Source organism: Petrotoga sp. 9PWA.NaAc.5.4 (assembly GCF_002895485.1).
Lineage (GTDB): Bacteria > Thermotogota > Thermotogae > Petrotogales > Petrotogaceae > AZRK01.
Window position 1 is genome coordinate 81,230 of sequence record NZ_AZRK01000044.1, and the last position, 19,015, is coordinate 100,244.

Annotated in this window: 17 protein-coding genes; 9 read left to right on the forward strand and 8 right to left on the reverse strand. The window is 30.4% G+C overall.

Translation table 11 applies throughout. The annotated features are described in order from the left end of the window. Positions 1–6: 6 nt before the first annotated feature. The 5 genes from X924_RS09210 to X924_RS09230 form a co-directional block, all read right to left on the reverse strand. The gene (locus X924_RS09210; protein WP_121958724.1) at positions 7–1,182 is read right to left on the reverse strand and encodes a glycosyltransferase; all 1,176 of its coding nucleotides are present in this window, start codon (positions 1,180–1,182) and stop codon (positions 7–9) included. Between the two features lie 240 nt (positions 1,183–1,422). Then, positions 1,423–2,745, reverse strand: a complete 1,323-nt coding sequence (locus X924_RS09215) for a glycosyltransferase family 4 protein (RefSeq protein WP_121958617.1) — start codon at positions 2,743–2,745, stop codon at positions 1,423–1,425. Between the two features lie 130 nt (positions 2,746–2,875). After that, positions 2,876–3,850 (reverse strand): carbohydrate ABC transporter permease, encoded by a 975-nt coding sequence (locus X924_RS09220; protein WP_121958618.1) that lies wholly within the window; start codon positions 3,848–3,850, stop codon positions 2,876–2,878. Beyond that, positions 3,844–4,731: a carbohydrate ABC transporter permease gene (locus X924_RS09225; RefSeq protein ID WP_121958619.1), complete on the reverse strand. Its 888-nt coding sequence runs from the start codon at positions 4,729–4,731 to the stop codon at positions 3,844–3,846. Before X924_RS09225 ends, X924_RS09220 begins: the two co-directional genes overlap by 7 nt. A gap of 547 nt (positions 4,732–5,278) precedes the next feature. After that, positions 5,279–6,565: an ABC transporter substrate-binding protein gene (locus X924_RS09230; RefSeq protein WP_233186631.1), complete on the reverse strand. Its 1,287-nt coding sequence runs from the start codon at positions 6,563–6,565 to the stop codon at positions 5,279–5,281. Between the two features lie 392 nt (positions 6,566–6,957). Here X924_RS09230 and X924_RS09235 point away from each other — a divergent pair, with 392 nt between their 5' ends. The 9 genes from X924_RS09235 to rny all read left to right on the forward strand — a co-directional run bounded on the left by X924_RS09235 (position 6,958) and on the right by rny (position 17,264). After that, on the forward strand, positions 6,958–7,515 hold the full coding sequence (locus tag X924_RS09235) for a macro domain-containing protein (protein WP_121958620.1): 558 nt from the start codon (positions 6,958–6,960) through the stop codon (positions 7,513–7,515). After that, positions 7,512–8,846: a phenylacetate--CoA ligase family protein gene (locus tag X924_RS09240; protein WP_121958621.1), complete on the forward strand. Its 1,335-nt coding sequence runs from the start codon at positions 7,512–7,514 to the stop codon at positions 8,844–8,846. Before X924_RS09235 ends, X924_RS09240 begins: the two co-directional genes overlap by 4 nt. 48 nt (positions 8,847–8,894) lie before the next feature. Next, a complete protein-coding gene (polA, locus tag X924_RS09245; RefSeq protein ID WP_121958622.1) occupies positions 8,895–11,582 on the forward strand; it encodes a DNA polymerase I in 2,688 nt (895 codons plus the stop codon). A 120-nt stretch (positions 11,583–11,702) separates the two neighbouring features. Further along, complete coding sequence (rimO, locus tag X924_RS09250; RefSeq protein WP_121958623.1) at positions 11,703–13,031, forward strand: 30S ribosomal protein S12 methylthiotransferase RimO; 1,329 nt, start codon at positions 11,703–11,705, stop codon at positions 13,029–13,031. After that, positions 13,000–13,524, forward strand: a complete 525-nt coding sequence (gene pgsA / locus X924_RS09255; RefSeq protein ID WP_121958624.1) for a CDP-diacylglycerol--glycerol-3-phosphate 3-phosphatidyltransferase — start codon at positions 13,000–13,002, stop codon at positions 13,522–13,524. The genes rimO and pgsA overlap by 32 nt, the downstream gene beginning before the upstream one ends. 13 nt (positions 13,525–13,537) lie before the next feature. Continuing rightward, on the forward strand, positions 13,538–14,149 hold the full coding sequence (gene thpR, locus X924_RS09260) for an RNA 2',3'-cyclic phosphodiesterase (RefSeq protein ID WP_121958625.1): 612 nt from the start codon (positions 13,538–13,540) through the stop codon (positions 14,147–14,149). Further along, on the forward strand, positions 14,142–15,260 hold the full coding sequence (recA, locus tag X924_RS09265) for a recombinase RecA (RefSeq protein ID WP_121958626.1): 1,119 nt from the start codon (positions 14,142–14,144) through the stop codon (positions 15,258–15,260). The genes thpR and recA overlap by 8 nt, the downstream gene beginning before the upstream one ends. Further along, the gene (locus tag X924_RS09270; RefSeq protein ID WP_121958627.1) at positions 15,247–15,708 is read left to right on the forward strand and encodes a regulatory protein RecX; all 462 of its coding nucleotides are present in this window, start codon (positions 15,247–15,249) and stop codon (positions 15,706–15,708) included. Before recA ends, X924_RS09270 begins: the two co-directional genes overlap by 14 nt. A gap of 2 nt (positions 15,709–15,710) precedes the next feature. Next, entirely contained in the window at positions 15,711–17,264 is a 1,554-nt protein-coding gene (gene rny / locus X924_RS09275) for a ribonuclease Y (RefSeq protein ID WP_121958628.1), read from the forward strand. A 60-nt stretch (positions 17,265–17,324) separates the two neighbouring features. Here the strand turns inward: rny and X924_RS09280 are convergent, their stop codons facing one another. The 3 genes from X924_RS09280 to X924_RS09290 all read right to left on the reverse strand — a co-directional run bounded on the left by X924_RS09280 (position 17,325) and on the right by X924_RS09290 (position 19,008). Next, a complete protein-coding gene (locus X924_RS09280) occupies positions 17,325–17,831 on the reverse strand; it encodes a ferritin family protein (protein WP_158245368.1) in 507 nt (168 codons plus the stop codon). A 183-nt stretch (positions 17,832–18,014) separates the two neighbouring features. Next, complete coding sequence (locus X924_RS09285) at positions 18,015–18,599, reverse strand: hypothetical protein (protein WP_121958630.1); 585 nt, start codon at positions 18,597–18,599, stop codon at positions 18,015–18,017. Continuing rightward, positions 18,589–19,008 (reverse strand): hypothetical protein, encoded by a 420-nt coding sequence (locus tag X924_RS09290; protein WP_121958631.1) that lies wholly within the window; start codon positions 19,006–19,008, stop codon positions 18,589–18,591. Before X924_RS09290 ends, X924_RS09285 begins: the two co-directional genes overlap by 11 nt. Positions 19,009–19,015: the final 7 nt, after the last annotated feature.

The following is a 19,015-nucleotide window of genomic DNA, read 5'->3' on the forward strand; positions in this document are numbered from 1 at the left end:
AATAAATTACAATTTTTCAGTGAGTGTTTCTTTTTTATCTAAAAATACTTTAACCTGGTTTCTTATAAAATCTTCAGCATCTTTTTCGTTCATGTCTATAGTAATTTCTGCAAAGTCCGCTACTCTTCCAAAATATAATGGGACAAGAGATTTTATCAACGTTTTATCTTTTGAAGACGAATACTTGATCAGTGCATTATACAAAATGTCAACCCATTCTTCAAGCGACACCTTTCTTTCTTTTAAGATGTTATCTAAATGTTTACCTGCGAGGTTTTTCGTGATTTCATCGTTCAAACCATCGATCAATTGATTTTTTAAGTTATCAACATTTATATTTACTACTTCAGGGGTTACTTCGGGTATTTCTCCATAAATAGGAGCTTGAGTAATAGAATTTATTCTTTTCCACTTACCAGCATTTTCCAAAGTAAGATCAAATAACGTTCCGACAACTTGAGTAAACATAGGGGCAAGGTCTGAACCTGGATCCTTTGGATCATGAATCTTAGCTCCAAGAGCGGCTTGATATAAGGGTTTCTTAGAAAGCACCAAGTATTTGGTTGTTAGCCAAATGTCTATTCCGAATCTCGCTACGTCGGTTTTAGCTATTTTTTCTGCCTCAATTAAAAAAGAATCAAAAAGTTCCTTGCCAATACCAAAGTCTCCTCCGATAGGTTGTCTTACTTCTTGTCCGTATAAGGCTGTAGTTAAAGGATAACAAACTTGATTAGTTATAGTTCCATCGTACTTATGTCTTCTATAATAAGGAGTAACATAATCCGAGAGTTTTTTAATTATAGGACCTGTTAATCTTTCTATCCACCAAGGTCTCACGCTTTTTAAATCTGAGTCTAAAAACACTAAAGCTTCTGCGTTCAAATGTCTTGCAATTTCTATGATTGAAAGCATTGCACTTCCTTTACCAGCAAGTCCTATATAATCAAAAGCAACCTTAGGGATATTTCTGGTGTCGGTTTTCATAAAAGCTTCTTTTGTTCCATCTTTAGAACCACCATCAGAATTTATTATTATTCCATCTGAATTATAATATTCTCTTATACCTTCTGCAGCAGTTTTTGCGACAAAAGATATTGTACTTGAATTATTGTAACTTGGAATACCAACAACTATCTTAGCTTTTTTAGGTAATTCATTTAAAATATCTTCTTTAAAGAACATTGGCACGTTTTTATTCCTCCTTTTCTCAAATTTATTACTCACTTTAAAAATTCTAAGATTTATATTTTATCAATATTTTAGCGTTTAACTTTTTACAAAATACCTCCTCAGTTCTAACCCTCACTAACTCTGAATTTTTTAACTTTTTTGGTACTTGTAGCCAAGGAATGGGGAGAGGGCTCCTTTTAAATTCAAAATTCTATTTTTAGAAACGCTTCATTTCTAAAGGCCTTATAAAATTTAAGAATTTTGTTGGTAAAGTAACTCTTTTAATTTTTTTTCTAAGGTTTGATAAGAAAAATATTTTTTCCCTAATTCAAAGTTTTTTTGAGTTATTTCATACACTTTTTTTGAATCAAATAATATATCTAAGATTTGATCTTTTGCTTTTTTAACTTCTTCTTGATTTACTCTATACATGCCTTTTTCATATTCTGCCTTACCTCCAAGTGTGACTACTTCAAATCCTAAAGGTGCGATGTCTTTTTTGAAAACAGGGTACTCAAAGATTAAAATCGGCGTTTTAGAAAATATAGCTTCCAAAAATTGATTTCCAAAGCCTTCAAGAATACTTGGATATGTTATAAAATCAGAAATTGCATAAAAGTCCCATAAAGAAAATATCTCTTCTTCTTCATGTCTAATGTCATCGCATATAGAGGAAGCAAATTTTAGTTCCACACCTTTTTGGTTTGCGTATTCATTTAGTACATTAACATAATCAGATTCCTCAGACAAACCTGGCAATATCAAAAATATCTTTGTTTCTTCAGTTATCTTTTTGCCTTTGTAAGTTACCATACCTATATAATCTTTTAAAGCATTTTTTATTTCAGCTACAGTATCAATAGCAAGTTCTATAGCTTTTCTTCTTACGATTCTGGTAGCTTGTAAAAATATTAAATCATTAGGAGAAATTTCCAGTTTTTCATAAATTTTTATATTATAACTATCAATTTTCCATAGTGGTTGATCAAAATCAAAAACGTTTGGAATGATACAACTGTCTAAACCTTTAACTTTTTTTAGTTCTTCTTGTGCCAAAGAATTAATTACTACATGAGTAATATCTACGGGTGGGAAAAAATTTTCTAATATACTTTTAATATAATCGTTCGTTGGATTTTTATAAAAATCTCTTTCCCAATAAAAATCATGATGATGACCTATCATCTTTATAGAATTGTCCTTGCAAAATCTATAAAGTGCCACAGCGGCAGCAGGATTATGAGCCAATGAAAACATATTGTTAACAATAATTAAATCTAAAGGCATTAATTCATATAACTGATTATAAACATCTTCAATGTAATCATCTAACTCTGCTCTATACTTGTTTTCATCCCAATCGCCTAAATTAACAAAAGACTTTTCTTTTAAAATATTATTCCTTTTATCAGTATAAGCGATGAATGGTATTTTGAACCCTGCTGAAGTTCCCATGTCTCCAGCTATCAAATATACTTTATGTTTCATATCTTTCAAAACTTTTTTCCATTTTGCCATTTCCAAAGAAACTCCATCTGTTTCCCCTATTCTAAAGTGCATAAGTCCAATGTTCACTGTAATAACACCTCTTTGGGTTCAAAAAATAACTTTTTATTTTAATAATTATTAAATAATTCATTTAAAATTCTAAAGTCCCAAAAACCTTTTTTCTTAAAATGTCTATAATCAAATTCAAAGTGTTTTCTCATTCTTTAACTCCACCCGCAGTCAATCCAGCGGTAAGATATTTCTCAACACCCATAAATAATATTATAACAGGTACGGCAGTTAAAACGGAAGCAGCCATCATCTTTGCCCAAACGGCATGCTCAGAGAAGAATATTTCTCTCAATCCAACAGGTAAAGTATAAGCACTTGGATAAGGTCTGATAAAGATTGATGCAAATAAATATTCATTCCATCCTATCATAAACGCATATATAAAGACTGTAACTATAGCTGGCATAGAAAGAGGTATTATTATTCTCATTATTGTTCCAATTCTGGTACTTCCATCAATTAAGGCTGCCTCTTCAATAGACTCAGGAATGGTTCTAAAATAATTTCCAAGCATGTATAAAGAAACTGGAAGTGTTTGAATAATATAAATTATATACAAAGAGAACAAAGATGTTCCTGCAGAATTAGTCAATCCTAACCTAACAAACATTGCATACAAAGGTACTGAAAGAATGACTCCACCCACAAGGTAAACTAAAAGCACTCCTCTTTGAACAAGATCACGTCCGGGATACCATATTCTACTAAAGGAGTATGCTCCAAATATTCCTATTATTACACTTGTTAAAGCACTCAATCCTGCAACCAACAAACTATTTCCAAACCATCTCAAGAAAGGAAAAGATTCTTTTTTTCTTTCAGCCATAATATTATTTAATACTTGTTGTCTTTGCTCTTCAGGTAACCCTTCTAAAAGTTTCATCAGTTGTTGCTCTTCCTGACTCATCTGTTGTCGTATGGATTCTTGTAATCCCAATAGTTGTGCATACTGCGTTAAAGTGGGATTTCTGGGTATCAAATGTGAATCAAAAGCATCAGAATCGTATCTAAAAGAAACAGAAACCATATAAGCAAAAGGATAAGCAACAAAAATTACCACAATCACGATAAAAAACCAAAAGAAAAACGTTTTTATAAAAGATTTTTTTCTTACTACCATTTTAACACTCTCCTTACGTAAATGGTTATTAAAACCATCATCACAATGAAAAGGACTGTAGATATGGCGGCAGCAACTCCAAGTTCAGGTATGCCTACAAAAGCTCTTTCATACAAATATATAGGTAAGGTTTTTGCCTCTTTTGATAAAAGATAAACTTCTTCAAACTTATAAAAATTCCAAATACCTCTTAAAAGAACTAAAGAGCCTAATACGTAGTAAAGTTCAGGTAAAGTAATATGCCTAAATTTTTTCCAGCCGTTTGCTCCATCGATATCTGCTGCTTCGTAATAATCTTCAGGTATCGATTGTAGTCTTGATAAAATCATAAGATAAATGAAAGGAAAGTTTTTCCAAATACTGTATATAGAAACAACTATCAAAGCATTGTTGGGATCGTTGATCAAATCTTTACCGGCATCCATTATTCCTAAATTACTTAACAATAAAGTAAGTGGCCCGTTTACAGGCATCAAAACATATTGCCAAGCAAAAACTGTTGAAATAACCGGAGCAACATAAGGAAATAAAATAAGTGCCCTTACGATACTTCTACCAGGGAATTTCTTATTCATCAAAAGTGCGACTCCTAAACCAACCAAAATACTTCCTGCTACTGTTATTAAAACAAATAATAGTGTTGTACCAAATGAATTCCAAAAAGTAGCATCACTTAATATCCTGGTATAATTAGCAAATCCAACAAATTTATTTGGTTGGTTTGGAGATATTGAAACCTCAAAAAAACTGAGATATATATTGTATATAACAGGATATAAGATGAACAACCCTATTAATATTACTGCTGGAGATATAAGCTTCCAACCAAAATAGGCTTCTTTCTTTTTTAAAGGAGATAAATCTTTAAATTTATTTTCCATTTTTACCCTCCTTAAAACTAAATTTCAACGTATTTAGAAATTCTGAAACTCAGATTATATAGATGTTTTGACACTTGGTTTTTCCAAAAATACCTCCTCAACGCTAATTCTTATTTACTATGAATTTTTTAAACTTTTTCGCTACGTGTAGCGAAAGATAGAGAGGGGCTCCGCCCTGAACCCACTTTAAATTCAAAAGCTTATTTTTCAAAAATCTTTAATTCTAAAGTCCCTAAAATTCTTTCTATACCCACTTTAGAAATTCCAAAATCCTTATTATATATATGTTTTAGAATCGATTTTTTTACAAAATACCTCCTCAGTTCTAATCTTCACTAATTCTGAATTTTTTTAACTTTTTCGCTACGTGTAGCGAAAGAGAGGGGAGGGCTCCGCCCTGGACCCATTTTTCGAAAATTATCATTTCTAAAATCCTTAAGTAAAGTTTGCTGTTTTTCGAAAATAGAATTCGTTTCTTTTACCAATATTTCTCATTATTAAAAAAGGGGAATTTTTAATTCCCCTTTATATAGTTGTCGCTAAAAGATTATCTACCTAAAACTCTTTCTGCCTCTTTTTGAGCCCATTGTGCAGTTTGTTCAGGTGTCCAATCATTAGCAAACATTTGATTTATTGCTCTTCCTATTACAAAATTACCTGACAAAATAGCCATTTCGTCGATAATTTGACCTTCCACGAATTCAAATCTTTCAACGGTTTCCAAAGCGGAAATAATGGTAGTGATTTGTTCTTTTCCGTATCTTTCTAATACAGGATTATCCATAAATTCATCCATTTCAGCTATTGAACTTCTTGTTGGATTCATCCCTCCTGGTGCCATATGCAAGAAATAAATATAATTACTTCCACTCATAAGGAATTTTACCCATTGTTCAGCTGCATCTTTATTTTTTGAAGTGTCTAATATGCCTATTCCAATAACTTCACCAAATGAAGATGGCCTTATATTCATCATCATGTTTGCAAATCCTGTGTTTTCAACAAGTTTAGGATCAAAATTTTGTACAGTTCTCTTTTGTACTTCTTCTACTGCAATATCATCCATTATGTAAGTTGAATAAAAAACCATAGCTGCTTCATTATTAAGATAAGCATTCAGAGCTTCTGGAACGCCGGTAAAACCTGGACGTGAATATTTACCCAATTCTTTATAAAATGCGAATGCTTGTATCATTTCTGGGGTATTAAAAAGGATATTTCCTTCTGTGTCTATAGGTCTTGCACCATTAGAAAGTGCAACCTGTGTAAAGACTTGTTCTGTATAAGCATCCGCTCTTTTGGGAAGAACCAAACCATAAAATCTATTTTGTGGGTCATGCAAGGTTTTTGCAGCGGTCAAAATGTTGTACCATGAAATTGGTGCTCCTAAATTTTTCTCTTCAAATAAATTAGTTTTGTACCAAATTCCTTGAACCCATGCACTTAAAGGGACCCCATAATAACCACCATCTGGGGCTTGCATTAATCTTGAAACTCCGGTGTATACATCCCCAAAATCTTCGATTATTTTAGCGTTCAATTTAGTGTCCATAAAACCTTGGCTTCCTAACAATAAAATTGGAGAAATTCCTCCTTCTATAACATCTGGCAAAGTACCAGCTTGAACTGCCCTTGGAATCTGTTCCAAAATCTCGTTTTCTTCAATTGGAACTAAATTCACTTTTATTCCTGTTTGAGCTTGAAAAATTTGTGCCAACGCTCTTATTCTTTGTTGTCTATCTGTTTCTACTTGCGTGTGCCAGTAAGTAATCGATTGAGTGAAAATCAAAGCACTCATTAAAACTACTAAAAACACAGCTAACAGTTTCCTCACAGAAAACACCTCCTTAAAATTTGGGCTTTTTTGAAAAAAAATTTTAAAACTTATTTAAAAAATGAAAATTTCCTTCTTTATTATAAAATAAAAAAAATTATTTTCAAAATTTCTTTATTCTTGTTTATATCGAATTAGAAAATATTAGAAACAATTATTTTTGATTAAACAGTTTTTTCTCATTTTTTCTTGAAATTTAGTATATAAAAACCAAATTTGATATAATTATTTGATAACTGACGAGATTTGAGATTTTATAAAGTGAGCAATAATTATTAAGGATTTTAGAAATGAGACGTTTCTAAAAATAGAATTTTGAATTTAAAAGGAGTTCAGGGTAGATTTTGGAATTTCTAAAGTAAGTATAATAATTATTTACAGGAGGTATCAATATGAATAAAATAATTAAAAAAATTAAAATAAATGGTGTATTGATTGATATAATTGAAGGAGACATAACACAAGAAGAGGTTGATGCAATCGTTAATGCTGCAAATTCAGAACTTATGCATGGTGGTGGTGTTGCAGGTGTAATAGCAAAAAAAGGTGGGCCACAGGTTCAAAAGGAGTCAAATGATTACGTAAGAAAATTTGGAAGTGTGGAAACTGGAAACGTAGCTGTTACTTCGGGGGGTAATTTAAAATGTAAATATATAATTCATGCTGTTGGTCCAATATGGAAAGGTGGAAACAAAAATGAAGAAAAGTTACTGTACAGTGCAGTTTATAATTCTTTAAAAAAAGCCGAAGAGCTGAAATTAAATTCAATAGCGTTGCCTGCTATAAGTGCGGGCATATATGGTTATCCCATCGAAAAAGCTGTTCTTATTTACAAAAAAGCAGTTTTTGATTTTGTTAATAATAATCCTAAGTTTCTTAAAGATATTCGTTTTGTTATCTATGACAAAAGTTTCCTAACTTACTTTGTTAATGAGTTCGGTCAATTATGAGTTTTTTAAGGACAGTTTATTTATACAATTCATTACAAAACAATATAAAAAAATCTCGAGAAGAAATACTAAAACTTCGAGAAAAAAAGTTAAAAAAAATTTTGAGATTTGTTTTAAATAATGTACCTTTTTATAAAGAGTACTATGATTCTTTTGGTATAACGATTAAAAATATAGAATCCACAGACATTTCCGAGCTGCCTAAAATCAATAAAAATATTCTTATGGAAAACTTTAATAAATTTTTTAAAGATTCAAAAATAAATAAACAAGTAGTTGAAAATTTTTTAAGCAACAATCCAGATCCACGCGCTCTTTTGTTTAATAAATACTACGTAGTTCATAGTTCTGGAACAAGCGGTACGATAGGATATTATTTATATGGGAAAAAAGAATGGGACTTTATAAAAGCGATTTCTACACGTATGTTTCCTCATTTTGATTTAACAAGGAAGAAATATGCATTTATAGGAGCAGTTGACGGACATTACGCAGCAATAAGTTTGTTTTTATCTCCTATTAATCAGTTAGAACAATATTTTTATAAAGATTATTTAATTATGGATATAAATAAACCTATAAATGAATACATTGATATTTTGAATAAATTTAAGCCTGATAATTTGACAGGATATCCGAATGGTATAAAAAGTATAGCCCTATATCAAAAACAAAAGATTTTAAATGTAAATCCTGAAACGATAGTTACCGGTGGAGAGCCCTTGTTTAAAGAAACAAAGTTGATTTTAAAGGAAGCTTGGCCTGAGGCGAAGATAGTTAATAGCTATGCTACTTCGGAGTCTTTAGCAATGGGAGTCTCAAGAGAAGATCTCGATTATATGTATTTGTACGATGATGCAGTTTATGTTGAAATAGAAAAAGAAGGATTATTATTGACGAATTTATACAACTACACACAACCACTTATAAGATACGAAATAAGCGACATCTTAAAACCTGTTGAAAAAGAAAATACAATGTGGCCTTTTACTCCTATTGAAGATGTTGTGGGAAGAAATGAACTGATTCCGTATTTTATAAATGAAAAAAAGGAAAAAGATTTCATACATCCTATCGTTATAGCGGAATTCTTTGTTAAAGGAGTTAACAGGTTTCAATTTGTGCAAACAGGGTTGGATACTTTTACGTTTAGGATAGTTGTTTCTAAGGATAAAGATCTAAATTCTGTCTTAAAAGATACTAAAATGAGACTTCAAAATATTTTAGAAAAAAAGCAGATGAGAAATGTAAAATTTACAATAGAAGTTGTGGAAGATATAAGACCTGATGAAAAAACAGGAAAATTCAATTTGGTGAAAATAGAGTTTTAATATTCATAAATTACACAAAATTTAAAGATTCAAAAAGAAGGTGTTTTTATGGGAAATCTTTATTTGATAGATGGTTCGGCAATAGCATATAGAGCCTTTTTTGCTTTGGGAGATTGGATGAGTACTTCTGACGGCCTTCCTACAAATGCTATATACGGTGTTGCAAGGATGCTTCTCAAGTTATTGAAAGATTACGTAAAAAAGGGAGAAGATTCAATAATATTTGTTATGGATAAAAAAACGTCAACGTATAGAAACGAATTACTTAAAAGTTATAAAGCTCAACGTCCTGAAACTCCCGAAAAATATATTCAACAAATACCTTACATTATGGAGCTTGTAGAAAAATTAGGAATAAAGTTTATTTCAATGGATAATTACGAAGCCGATGATGTAATAGCTTCAATAGTAGTTAAAAAAAAGGAAAATTATGACAATATTTACATTATAACTTCTGATAAAGATATGATGCAATTAGTGAAAGAAAATATTTATATTTTAAGACCTGAGCAAGGAGTAACGGAGATAGTTAAATATGATGAAAAAGAAGTAGAGAAAAAGATGGGAGTCCCTCCTAAAAAAATTGCTGATTTATTAGCGTTAATGGGAGATTCATCGGATAATATTCCTGGAGTAAAAGGTATTGGTATAAAAACTGCTCAAAAATTACTTCAAGATTACGAATGTATAGAAGAACTGTACGAAAATATAGATAAAATCAAAGGATCCACTCAAAAGAAGCTCATTGAAAATAAAGATAATGCTGTTATGAGCAAAAAACTTGTAAAACTAATGTTAGACGCTCCTATTGAAAAAATGTATAAAGACGAAGAGATTGTATATAGAGGTTACAAAGAAGATTTAAGAGAACTTTTGAGGAGACTGGAATTTAATTCTATACTAAAAGAATTAGATATCACACAAGAAAATTCTAAAAAAAGTACTAATCTCTCCACAAAAGAAAAAAGAAAAGATTATTCTTCAAAAGGAAAATATGAATTGTTCACTTCAAAAAATTATAAAGAATTATTGAAAATTATTGAAGAAAACGAGATTATTTCTTTTGACATAGAAACTACCTCTTTAGATCCATATAAAGCAGATATCGTTGGTATAGCGTTATCTGTTGAAACATTTGAAGGATATTTTCTTGATTTATACAAAGACGAAAAAAGATGGGACATAGTAAATGAACTCATAGATATATTGAATAACAAAAAAATTGTTGGACAAAATTTAAAATACGATATTTCTGTTTTAAAAGTAAATGGTGTAGAGTTAAAAAAAGTATATTTTGATACTATGATAGCAGCATATTTATTAGATCCAGACAGTAGAAGGTTCAATATGGATGATCTTGCAAAAGAATATTTAGATTACAAATCAACTAAATACAAAGAATTATTCGGAAAAGATATAAAACTTTTAACTTTAGGAGATATCGAGAAGCAAAAAGTAGTCGATTACGCTGGTGAAGACGCTGATATTGCATACAGATTGTTTGAAGTTTTGAAACCAAAATTAGAAGAATTCGAACTATTGGAATTATTTCAAAAAATTGAAATACCAACGATTAACGTACTTTCAGAAATGGAAATAAACGGGGTGTATTTTGATTTAAAAGAGTTGAAAGAACTTGAAATAGAATATAACAAAAAATTGGATTCTTTAATGGCCGAAATGAAAAAAATGGTGGGGTATGATTTCAATCCTAATTCTCCAAAGCAGGTTGGAGAATTACTTTTCGAACATTTAGGTTTGAAAGGTAAAAGAAAAACAAAAAGTGGTGTTTATTCAACAGACGCAGATGCTTTAGAGTCTTTAAAAAATGAGCATCCTATAGTTGAAAAGCTTTTAGAATATAGAAAATATCAAAAACTTATTTCAACATACATAGTTGCTATTCCAAAATTAGTTAATCCAAAAACAGGAAGAGTCCATACTTCATTCAATCAAACTGGTACCGCTACTGGGAGATTGAGTAGCAGTGAACCCAACCTACAAAATTTGCCTATAAGAGAAGAAGAAGGAGAAAGAATAAGAAGAACGCTTAAAGTACAAAAAGAAGACTTTGTGTTATTAAGCGCAGATTATTCGCAGATAGAATTAAGGGTTTTGGCTCATATAACAAAGGATGAAACATTGATAAATGCTTTCATAAATGATGAAGATATTCATTCTTTAACGGCTGCAAAAATATTTGGTGTTGATGTTAAGAAGGTCGATTCCAATATGAGAAGAGTTGGAAAAGTGGTTAATTTTTCTCTTATATACGGGTCTTCCGCTTATGGGCTTGCTGAAAATCTTGGTATACCTGTCGAAGATGCCAAAACATTTATAAAAAAGTATTTTGAAACTTATAAAAAGGTACAAGAAAGTCAAGAAGAGAGTTTAAAAGTTGCAAAAAGCAAAGGTTATGTTGAAACTATATTTGGAAGAAAAAGATTTTTAAATAAAATAAAAACTAATCAATCAGAATTAAAAAGAATAGTTATAAACACCCCTATTCAAGGAAGTGCGGCTGATATAATGAAATTAGCCATGATAAAGTTGTATGAAACTCTTGATGAACAGGCAAAATTGATTCTTCAAGTTCATGATGAAGTTCTCATAGAACTACCAGAAAAATTAGTTGAAAATACAAAAAAGGTTGTTAAAGATTGTATGGAAAATGTCGTAAAATTAGAAGTTCCCTTGAAAGTTGATATAAACGTTGGGAAAAATTGGCAAAAATAGAGTTAATTTATATGTTTGTATAACTACGCAAGATAAAATATTCATTTTTCAAGAAAATTTGATATAATTAGAGTAATAATAAATTGTTTATCTTTAATTTAGTGCAAGTGGAGGCAACAAATGAAAAAGTTTCATATAGTTAGGTTAGGTTGTCCAAAAAACGATGCAGATATGGATAATTTGCAAGGTTTATTAGAGAGTAAAGGATATTTATATGAAAAGAAACCTGAAGATTCTGATTTAATATTTATTGATACTTGTGGTTTCATAGAAGAGGCAAAAAGAGAAAGTATAGAAACAATATTTGAATATATATCTCTAAAAGAAAATCATAAAAATTTGCGAGTAATTGCACTTGGTTGTCTTACAGAAAGGTATTACAATGAAATAAAAGAAGAAATACCGGAATTGGACGGAATCTTTGGAGTTATATCTCCAAAAACTGTTGTTGATAATGTTGAAAGAGGTTTGCTATTTTTTAAATCTAACGAGCCGGAAACAATCTACAAATGTGAAAGTAGATCCTTTCCAGACTCTTATTATGCATATGTGAAAATTGGTGATGGATGTAGTAGAAATTGTACCTTTTGTTCTATTCCTTCTTTTAAAGGAAAACCAAAAAGCAGAGAAATTGAAGACATAAAAAATGAAGTAAATTTTCTTGTAAAAAATGGTGTTAAAGAAGTTATATTAGTATCTCAAGATAATTCTTTATACGGTGTAGATATTTACAAAAATCAAGCGTTGCCAAAACTCTTAGATACGTTGAATAAAATTGATGGAGATTTTTGGATTAGAGTAATGTATTTACATCCTGATTTTATAACCCAGGAAATAATAGATTCTATTCATCACAATGAAAAAGTTTTAAACTACTTTGATATACCAATTCAACATATTTCTAATAATATTCTTAATTCCATGGGAAGGTTAAAAAAGAAAACTGAAATAATCAAAATTATAGAAAGAATTAGAAAAGAACCTTCTGCTATTCGTACAACATTAATGTTAGGCTTTCCCGGCGAAACTTCCAAAGACTTTGAAGAACTGATGGAATTTGTAAAAGAAGTTAAATTTGAACGGTTGGGGAGTTTTAGATATTCAAAGGAAGACGGTACAAAAGCGTTTAAAATGATTGATCAAGTACCTGAAAAAATTAAAATTAATAGGCAAAAAGAATTGATGGAACTTCAAAGTAAAATATCAAAAGAAATACTTGAATCCTATGTAGGAAAGATTATGAAAGTTCTTCTTGAAGAGAAAGAAAACGGTGTTTATTTGGCAAGAAGTTATTTAGATGCTCCCGAAATTGATGGGAATGTATTTTTAAAAGAAGATGAAGATTTAAAAGTTGGAGAATTTGCAAATGTGCTAATATCAAGAGCTTACGAATATGATCTGGAAGGGGAGCTAAAAGATGAATGTCCCAAACTTATTGAGTCTAAGTAGAATAATTTTAGTAATTCCTATATTCATTTTAACTGTTTTAGGAGAAAATTTTTATTTCGCTGCCTTGATTGTTTTTATAGTGGCGTCTCTCACTGATTTGTTTGATGGACTAATAGCTAGGAGAACGAAGCAAGTTACCGACTTAGGGAAATTTTTAGATCAGATTTCAGATAAAATCCTTATAAACTCTATTTTCGTTGCTATGTTATCCGTTAACTTATTACCTGGCTGGTTTGTTGCTTTAATTATATCAAGAGATATTTATGTAAGTGGACTTAGGATGTATTTAGCAAGTAGAAATTTAGTTATACCCGCGGATATACTTGGAAAAATTAAGACTGTCTTAGAAATTATTTTGATTATCCTGATTTATTTACAAGTTACAGCTTTTTTTATTAATATTTTTGTATATTTTACCTTAATTATAAGCCTCCTATCTGCTGTGAATTATACGTTAAAAAACACTTCGTACTTTAAAGGTGAAACGAAGTAAGGGAGGAATTCAAATGATTCAATTAAAAGAAGACAAAGAACCTATAAATGATAGTAAAGTCAGGTCTTTTATAGCGATAGAAACAAATAAAGAGTTAGAAAAAGGTATATCTGATTTAATAGAAAAACTTAAAAGAATGGGGTTTAAAGCAAACTGGACTCAAGCTAAAAATGTTCATCTTACTTTATTTTTCTTGGGAGATCAAAAAATATCAAAAATAGCTCATTTGGCATACAAAATAGGCGAAAGATTAACGGGTTTTCCAACTTTTATTTTTAAAATACAAAGGATAGGATTTTTTGAGAACAATAACGTTCCAAGGGTGTTGTGGCTTGGAATAAAGGATGATCCAACCTTAGTTGGATTATATGAGGAAGTAAAAAAAGTCATAAAAATAAATGAAATAGATACAAAAGAAGGAGATTTTGTACCTCATATTACAGTTGGAAGAATTAAAGGATATCCTAATCATTGGCAAGAACTATTGAATTCTTTGGATTTTGAGGAAATAAAGGTTTTTGTAAATTCAATAGGTATTTATTCTTCTACACTGACAAAAAAAAGACCTATATATAATAAGTTATACACGGTTGATTTTGAAGGAGGCGTAATCATTAATGGCTAAAAATGATTCAAAAGATGTAAACAAAGAAGATTTGCTTGAAAAACTTGTGAAAGAACTAGAAAAAAATCATGGTACTGGTTCAGTTATGATAATGGGAAAAGGTTTAGACAACAAAAATATTTCTGTTGTTCCTACAGGTTGTTTATCCTTAGATATAGCGTTAGGAGTGGGAGGATATCCTCGTGGAAGAATAATTGAAATATATGGAAATGAATCCTCTGGTAAAACAACTCTCGCTTTACAATCTTTGGCAGAGGTTCAAAGGATGAATGGTATAGCAGCATTTATAGATGCAGAACATGCTTTGGATATTGACTATGCGCGAAAATTAGGAGTAGATGTCGACAAACTAATTGTATCTCAGCCAGACTACGGAGAACAGGCTTTAGAAATTGTAGATTCTTTAGTGAGGTCAAACATAGTAGATATAATAGTAGTGGATTCGGTAGCTGCACTTGTTCCAAAGGCAGAAATTGAAGGCGCAATGGGAGATTCTCATATGGGATTACAAGCGAGATTGATGTCTCAAGCATTAAGAAAACTTGCGGGCAGTGTTAGCAAATCTAAATCTATAGTGATTTTTATAAATCAGATAAGAATGAAAATAGGAGTAGTATATGGCAATCCAGAAACAACCACAGGAGGAATAGCTTTAAAATTTTATTCGACTATACGAATAGAAGTTAGAAAAGGCAGCGTAATAAGAGAAGGAAAAGATCAAATTGGGACTGAGACAACTCTAAAAGTTGTTAAGAACAAGGTAGCTCCACCCTTTAAAGAAGCTTCGGTTGACATGGTGTTTGGGAAAGGAATCGCAAAAGAAAATGATATATTTAATTTGGCTCTAGAAGAGGGATTGATCCAGAGAAAGGGTGCTTGGTTTTCTTATATCAACGATAAGGGAGAAGAAATAAGTTTGGGACAAGGTAAAAATGTTTCCGTAAATTATTTAGTTGAAAATCCTGATATATTAGACTATTTAGAATATAAAATAAGAAAAAATCATGGATTAATTATCCCGGAACTTTTAGCAGAAAAATTTGAATCGAAGTCTTCTAAAAATGAAAAAAATAAAGTAAAATCGCAAGAGGAAAAAGTTGAAGAAAATTGACCCTTATGATAAAAAAGCTGCCGAAAAAGCTGCTTTAAATTTATTGAAATATAGAGTTAGATCTGAGAAAGAGCTTGAAGAACGATTGAAACAAAAAGGTTTTGATGAAAAGGTTGTTTTTGAGATTGTAGAAAAATGTAAAAAAAGTGGTCTGGTTGACGACAAAATTTTTGCGTGTTTATTTTCATACGACAAATTAACCCTTGATAAAAAAGGTCCGTTATATATACAAAACGAATTAAAACGCTGGGGAGTTGAAGAAGATTTAATCGTTGAAGCTTTGGAAAAAGTTAAGACGGAAGTAGATATTTATATGATTGCTTTAGAAGTAGCAAAAAATTATTATAAAAAATCTTCTGATTTGTTAAAAACTAAATCATATTTATATAGGCGAGGTTTTGAGCCAGACATTATAAACTGTGTTATTGAAGACTTGAGAGGTGATTAATAATGGGAATATGGATAACTATAATTGTAGCATTTGTAGTATTTGTTTTATCATTAATATTGGGGATATATGTAGGCAATAAGAGACTTATTGCTTCTTTAAAAAACAGAAAAGAACAGTTAGAGTTAGAAATTCAGAACAAACAAAAAGAAATAAAAGAACTTTTAGATAAAGCAGAAGAGGAAGCCAAAGCTTTAAAACAAAAAGAATTGATTGAGGCAAGAGAAGAGATTCACAAATTAAGAGAACAATTTGATTTAGAAGCGAAACAACAAAGGGAAGAACTAAAAGCTTTAGAAGAAAGACTTATACGTAAAGAAGAAAGTTTAGAAAAGAAAGAAGAAACCATTGAAAAATTAAAAGAAAAGTTAGAATCCCAAATTGAAAATGCAGAAAAATTAGAAAAAGATTTAGAAACTAAATTGAACGTAATAGCCAAAATGAGTGAAGAAGAAGCAAAAGAATTGGTAATAAAGGAAGCAAAAGAAAAATATGAATTAGAAATAGCACAAAAGTTTAAAGAAATCAAGGATCAATATGAAGATGAAGCCAAAAAATATGCAAGATGGGTAATAACAACGGCCATTCAAAGGTATGCATCAGACATTACATCAGAATTAACAACATCAACGGTTGCTCTTCCAACAGATGATATGAAAGGAAGAATTATAGGGCGAGAAGGTAGAAATATTAGAACTTTTGAAAAATTAACAGGAGCAGATTTAATAATAGATGATACACCAGAAATTGTAGTTATTTCATCTTTTAATCCTTTAAGACGAGAAATTGCCAAGAGAACTCTTGAAATGTTAGTAGCAGATGGAAGGATACATCCTGCAAGAATAGAAGAACTATATGAAAAATCAAAGAAAGAGATAGAAGAATATATAAAAGAAATGGGAAAAGAAGCCGTTGTAAGAGTTGGAATTAAACAGCCTCACAATGAAATAATTAAGCTATTGGGAAGGTTAAAGTTTAGAACAAGTTATGGGCAAGATGTTTTGGAGCATTCTATAGAAGTAGCACAATTTGCTGGTATGATGGCAAGTGAATTAGGGTTAAATGTCGAATTAGCAAAACGCGCAGCGCTTTTTCATGACCTTGGAAAAGCTGTGGACCATGAAGTTGAAGGGTCTCATGCTTTGGTTGGTGGGCAAATAGCCAGAAGATATGGTGAAAAGTTGGAAGTCGTTAATGCAATTCAATATCATCATAATGAAGTTGATCCAATGACTCCAGAAGCTGTTTTAGTTGCTGCAAGTGATGCTTTATCAGCATCAAGACCTGGCGCAAGAAAAGAGACATTAGAAAATTATATAAGAAGGATAGAACAATTAGAAGAAATTGCGAAATCTTTTAGATATGTTGATAAAGCTTATGCTATCCAGGCTGGTCGAGAGTTGAGGATAATAGTGCAACCCGATAAAGTAGAGGATGCTGTAGCCGAAAAATTAGCACACGATATTTCAATTCAAATAGAAGAAAAGGTACAATATCCAGGAGTTATAAAGGTCACGGTAATTAGAGAAAAACGAAGTGTAGCTTATGCAAGTTGATCAATTTTTAGTGTAATTAAAGGGATGCTTCTAAAAGCATCCCTTTAATTTTGCTTTTAATTAATAGAGTGGTTCAACATCCATATGTTCCCAGTAGTCTTTAGCAACTTTTTGATAAAGGGTATAAATTCGATCTCTGTGATCTTCTTCCCATTCGGCAAGATGGTTCAAAATCTTTTTCATTTCATCATCATCAACACTTTGAGCAGCTTTTTTATAATAGTTTACAAAATCTTCTTCTATCAAATAAGCCATTCTCAAAACAGGAATATCAGATTTCACACTTTCAAAATCTCCTCCATACACTATTTCTGTCTGAGCCCTTTTTGAGAAAGCTTGTCCTATATCTTCTTCTTGTGAAAAGTATACATAATCATGATCTTTAACATTTCTTATTAAACCACTAATGTAATTTACGTGACCTTTCTCCATATTGCTTAACTCTTCAAAGATATCTTTTACTTGTTTTATTTTTACTGTTTTAGATTTTGATTCATAAAATTGCATTCCTTCGATTTCTTTAGATAAAGCGTATTCTAATATACCTAAAACCTTTTTGGTATTCAAAAACATCACCTCCACATTTTATAGAGCATTTGTTGCATTATATCAAGAAGATTTTTCCTTCTACAAACCAAAACGATCAACGTGCTTCAAAATAATAATCATACTACTATCTCTGTTATAACCAAAAACGTTTTTTTGCAAACTTTCTTCAAGATACATTAAGAATTAATTGGTAGATAGTTTTTATGAGAAAGTAACATAAATATATGGGAGTAATAAAAACTCTAAAACAAGCGATATAAAAATACCCACAAACGGTATCAATCCTAAAAGAAAGATTACTAACAAAACAATTAAGATTTGGAAGAAGTGATCACCATTAAACACAAAAGAAAAGCTTCTTTTCATAGAATCAGTAACCGACAAGTTATCGACAACTAATGAACAAGGAGAAAAGATAAGAAAAAGAGAAATAATTATACCTGGAATTACAAACGCTAAAAATCCTAAGGATATCAAAAAGCCAACAACTATTGAAAGTACTAAAATTTCTAAAAAAAGAGACGAAATCTTTGAATAACTCTCTTTGAGGCTGACTTCTTTTCCATTTTTGTAATCATCAAACATTACAGTTGTCCAAGTGAAAAAAATCATAGAAAATATACCTATTATCAATGTTGTAACAAAGGATGCAATTGGTCCTAAGTAACCAAGAATTTCAAAAATAATAGAAACAATTATTCCAATAAACATTGGAATAAGAATCACAGGATTTTTACCAACAATTTTAAAAGGTTCTGTAAAAACATCAGAAAGATTAATTTTCATTTTTTTTCCCCCTTAAAAATTCTGAGATTATTTCTTCTTGTCTTTTCTTAGAATAATCAAAATTCTTATTAAGAAAAAAATGCATAATTTCATGTAATATAGTATCGTTGAAAATTCCTTTTTCAATTAAAACATAAAATGGCAACGTAACTATTACAAATTGATCACCACTATTCAAAAATGCCCCTGAATAATAAGAATAGGGTAAGTTTGTTAATTTTGTAAACTCTTTTAAAGTATTTGCTTCCAAAATTATAATATTCTCATCAATTTCTATATTATAATATTCTAAAAAATTATCCAATCTATCATCGAAAATATAAAAATTTTTTGGGAAAATATGTATATTATACGAATATAAAGCTACAGAAAACACTAAAAGTAATATAGTCACCAATAATTTATTCATATTTCGT

Bases quoted from the DNA above. Each gene is read 5' to 3' on its own strand.
- thpR (WP_121958625.1), top strand. From the start codon at position 13,538: ATGATTCAATTAAAAGAAGACAAAGAACCTATAAATGATAGTAAAGTC.
- X924_RS09220 (WP_121958618.1), bottom strand. From the start codon at position 3,850: ATGGTAGTAAGAAAAAAATCTTTTATAAAAACGTTTTTCTTTTGGTTT.
- X924_RS09240 (WP_121958621.1), top strand. From the start codon at position 7,512: ATGAGTTTTTTAAGGACAGTTTATTTATACAATTCATTACAAAACAAT.
- polA (WP_121958622.1), top strand. From the start codon at position 8,895: ATGGGAAATCTTTATTTGATAGATGGTTCGGCAATAGCATATAGAGCC.
- X924_RS09290 (WP_121958631.1), bottom strand. From the start codon at position 19,008: ATGAATAAATTATTGGTGACTATATTACTTTTAGTGTTTTCTGTAGCT.
- X924_RS09285 (WP_121958630.1), bottom strand. From the start codon at position 18,599: ATGAAAATTAATCTTTCTGATGTTTTTACAGAACCTTTTAAAATTGTT.
- rimO (WP_121958623.1), top strand. From the start codon at position 11,703: ATGAAAAAGTTTCATATAGTTAGGTTAGGTTGTCCAAAAAACGATGCA.
- recA (WP_121958626.1), top strand. From the start codon at position 14,142: ATGGCTAAAAATGATTCAAAAGATGTAAACAAAGAAGATTTGCTTGAA.
- X924_RS09210 (WP_121958724.1), bottom strand. From the start codon at position 1,182: ATGTTCTTTAAAGAAGATATTTTAAATGAATTACCTAAAAAAGCTAAG.
- pgsA (WP_121958624.1), top strand. From the start codon at position 13,000: ATGAATGTCCCAAACTTATTGAGTCTAAGTAGAATAATTTTAGTAATT.
- X924_RS09225 (WP_121958619.1), bottom strand. From the start codon at position 4,731: ATGGAAAATAAATTTAAAGATTTATCTCCTTTAAAAAAGAAAGAAGCC.
- rny (WP_121958628.1), top strand. From the start codon at position 15,711: ATGGGAATATGGATAACTATAATTGTAGCATTTGTAGTATTTGTTTTA.
- X924_RS09235 (WP_121958620.1), top strand. From the start codon at position 6,958: ATGAATAAAATAATTAAAAAAATTAAAATAAATGGTGTATTGATTGAT.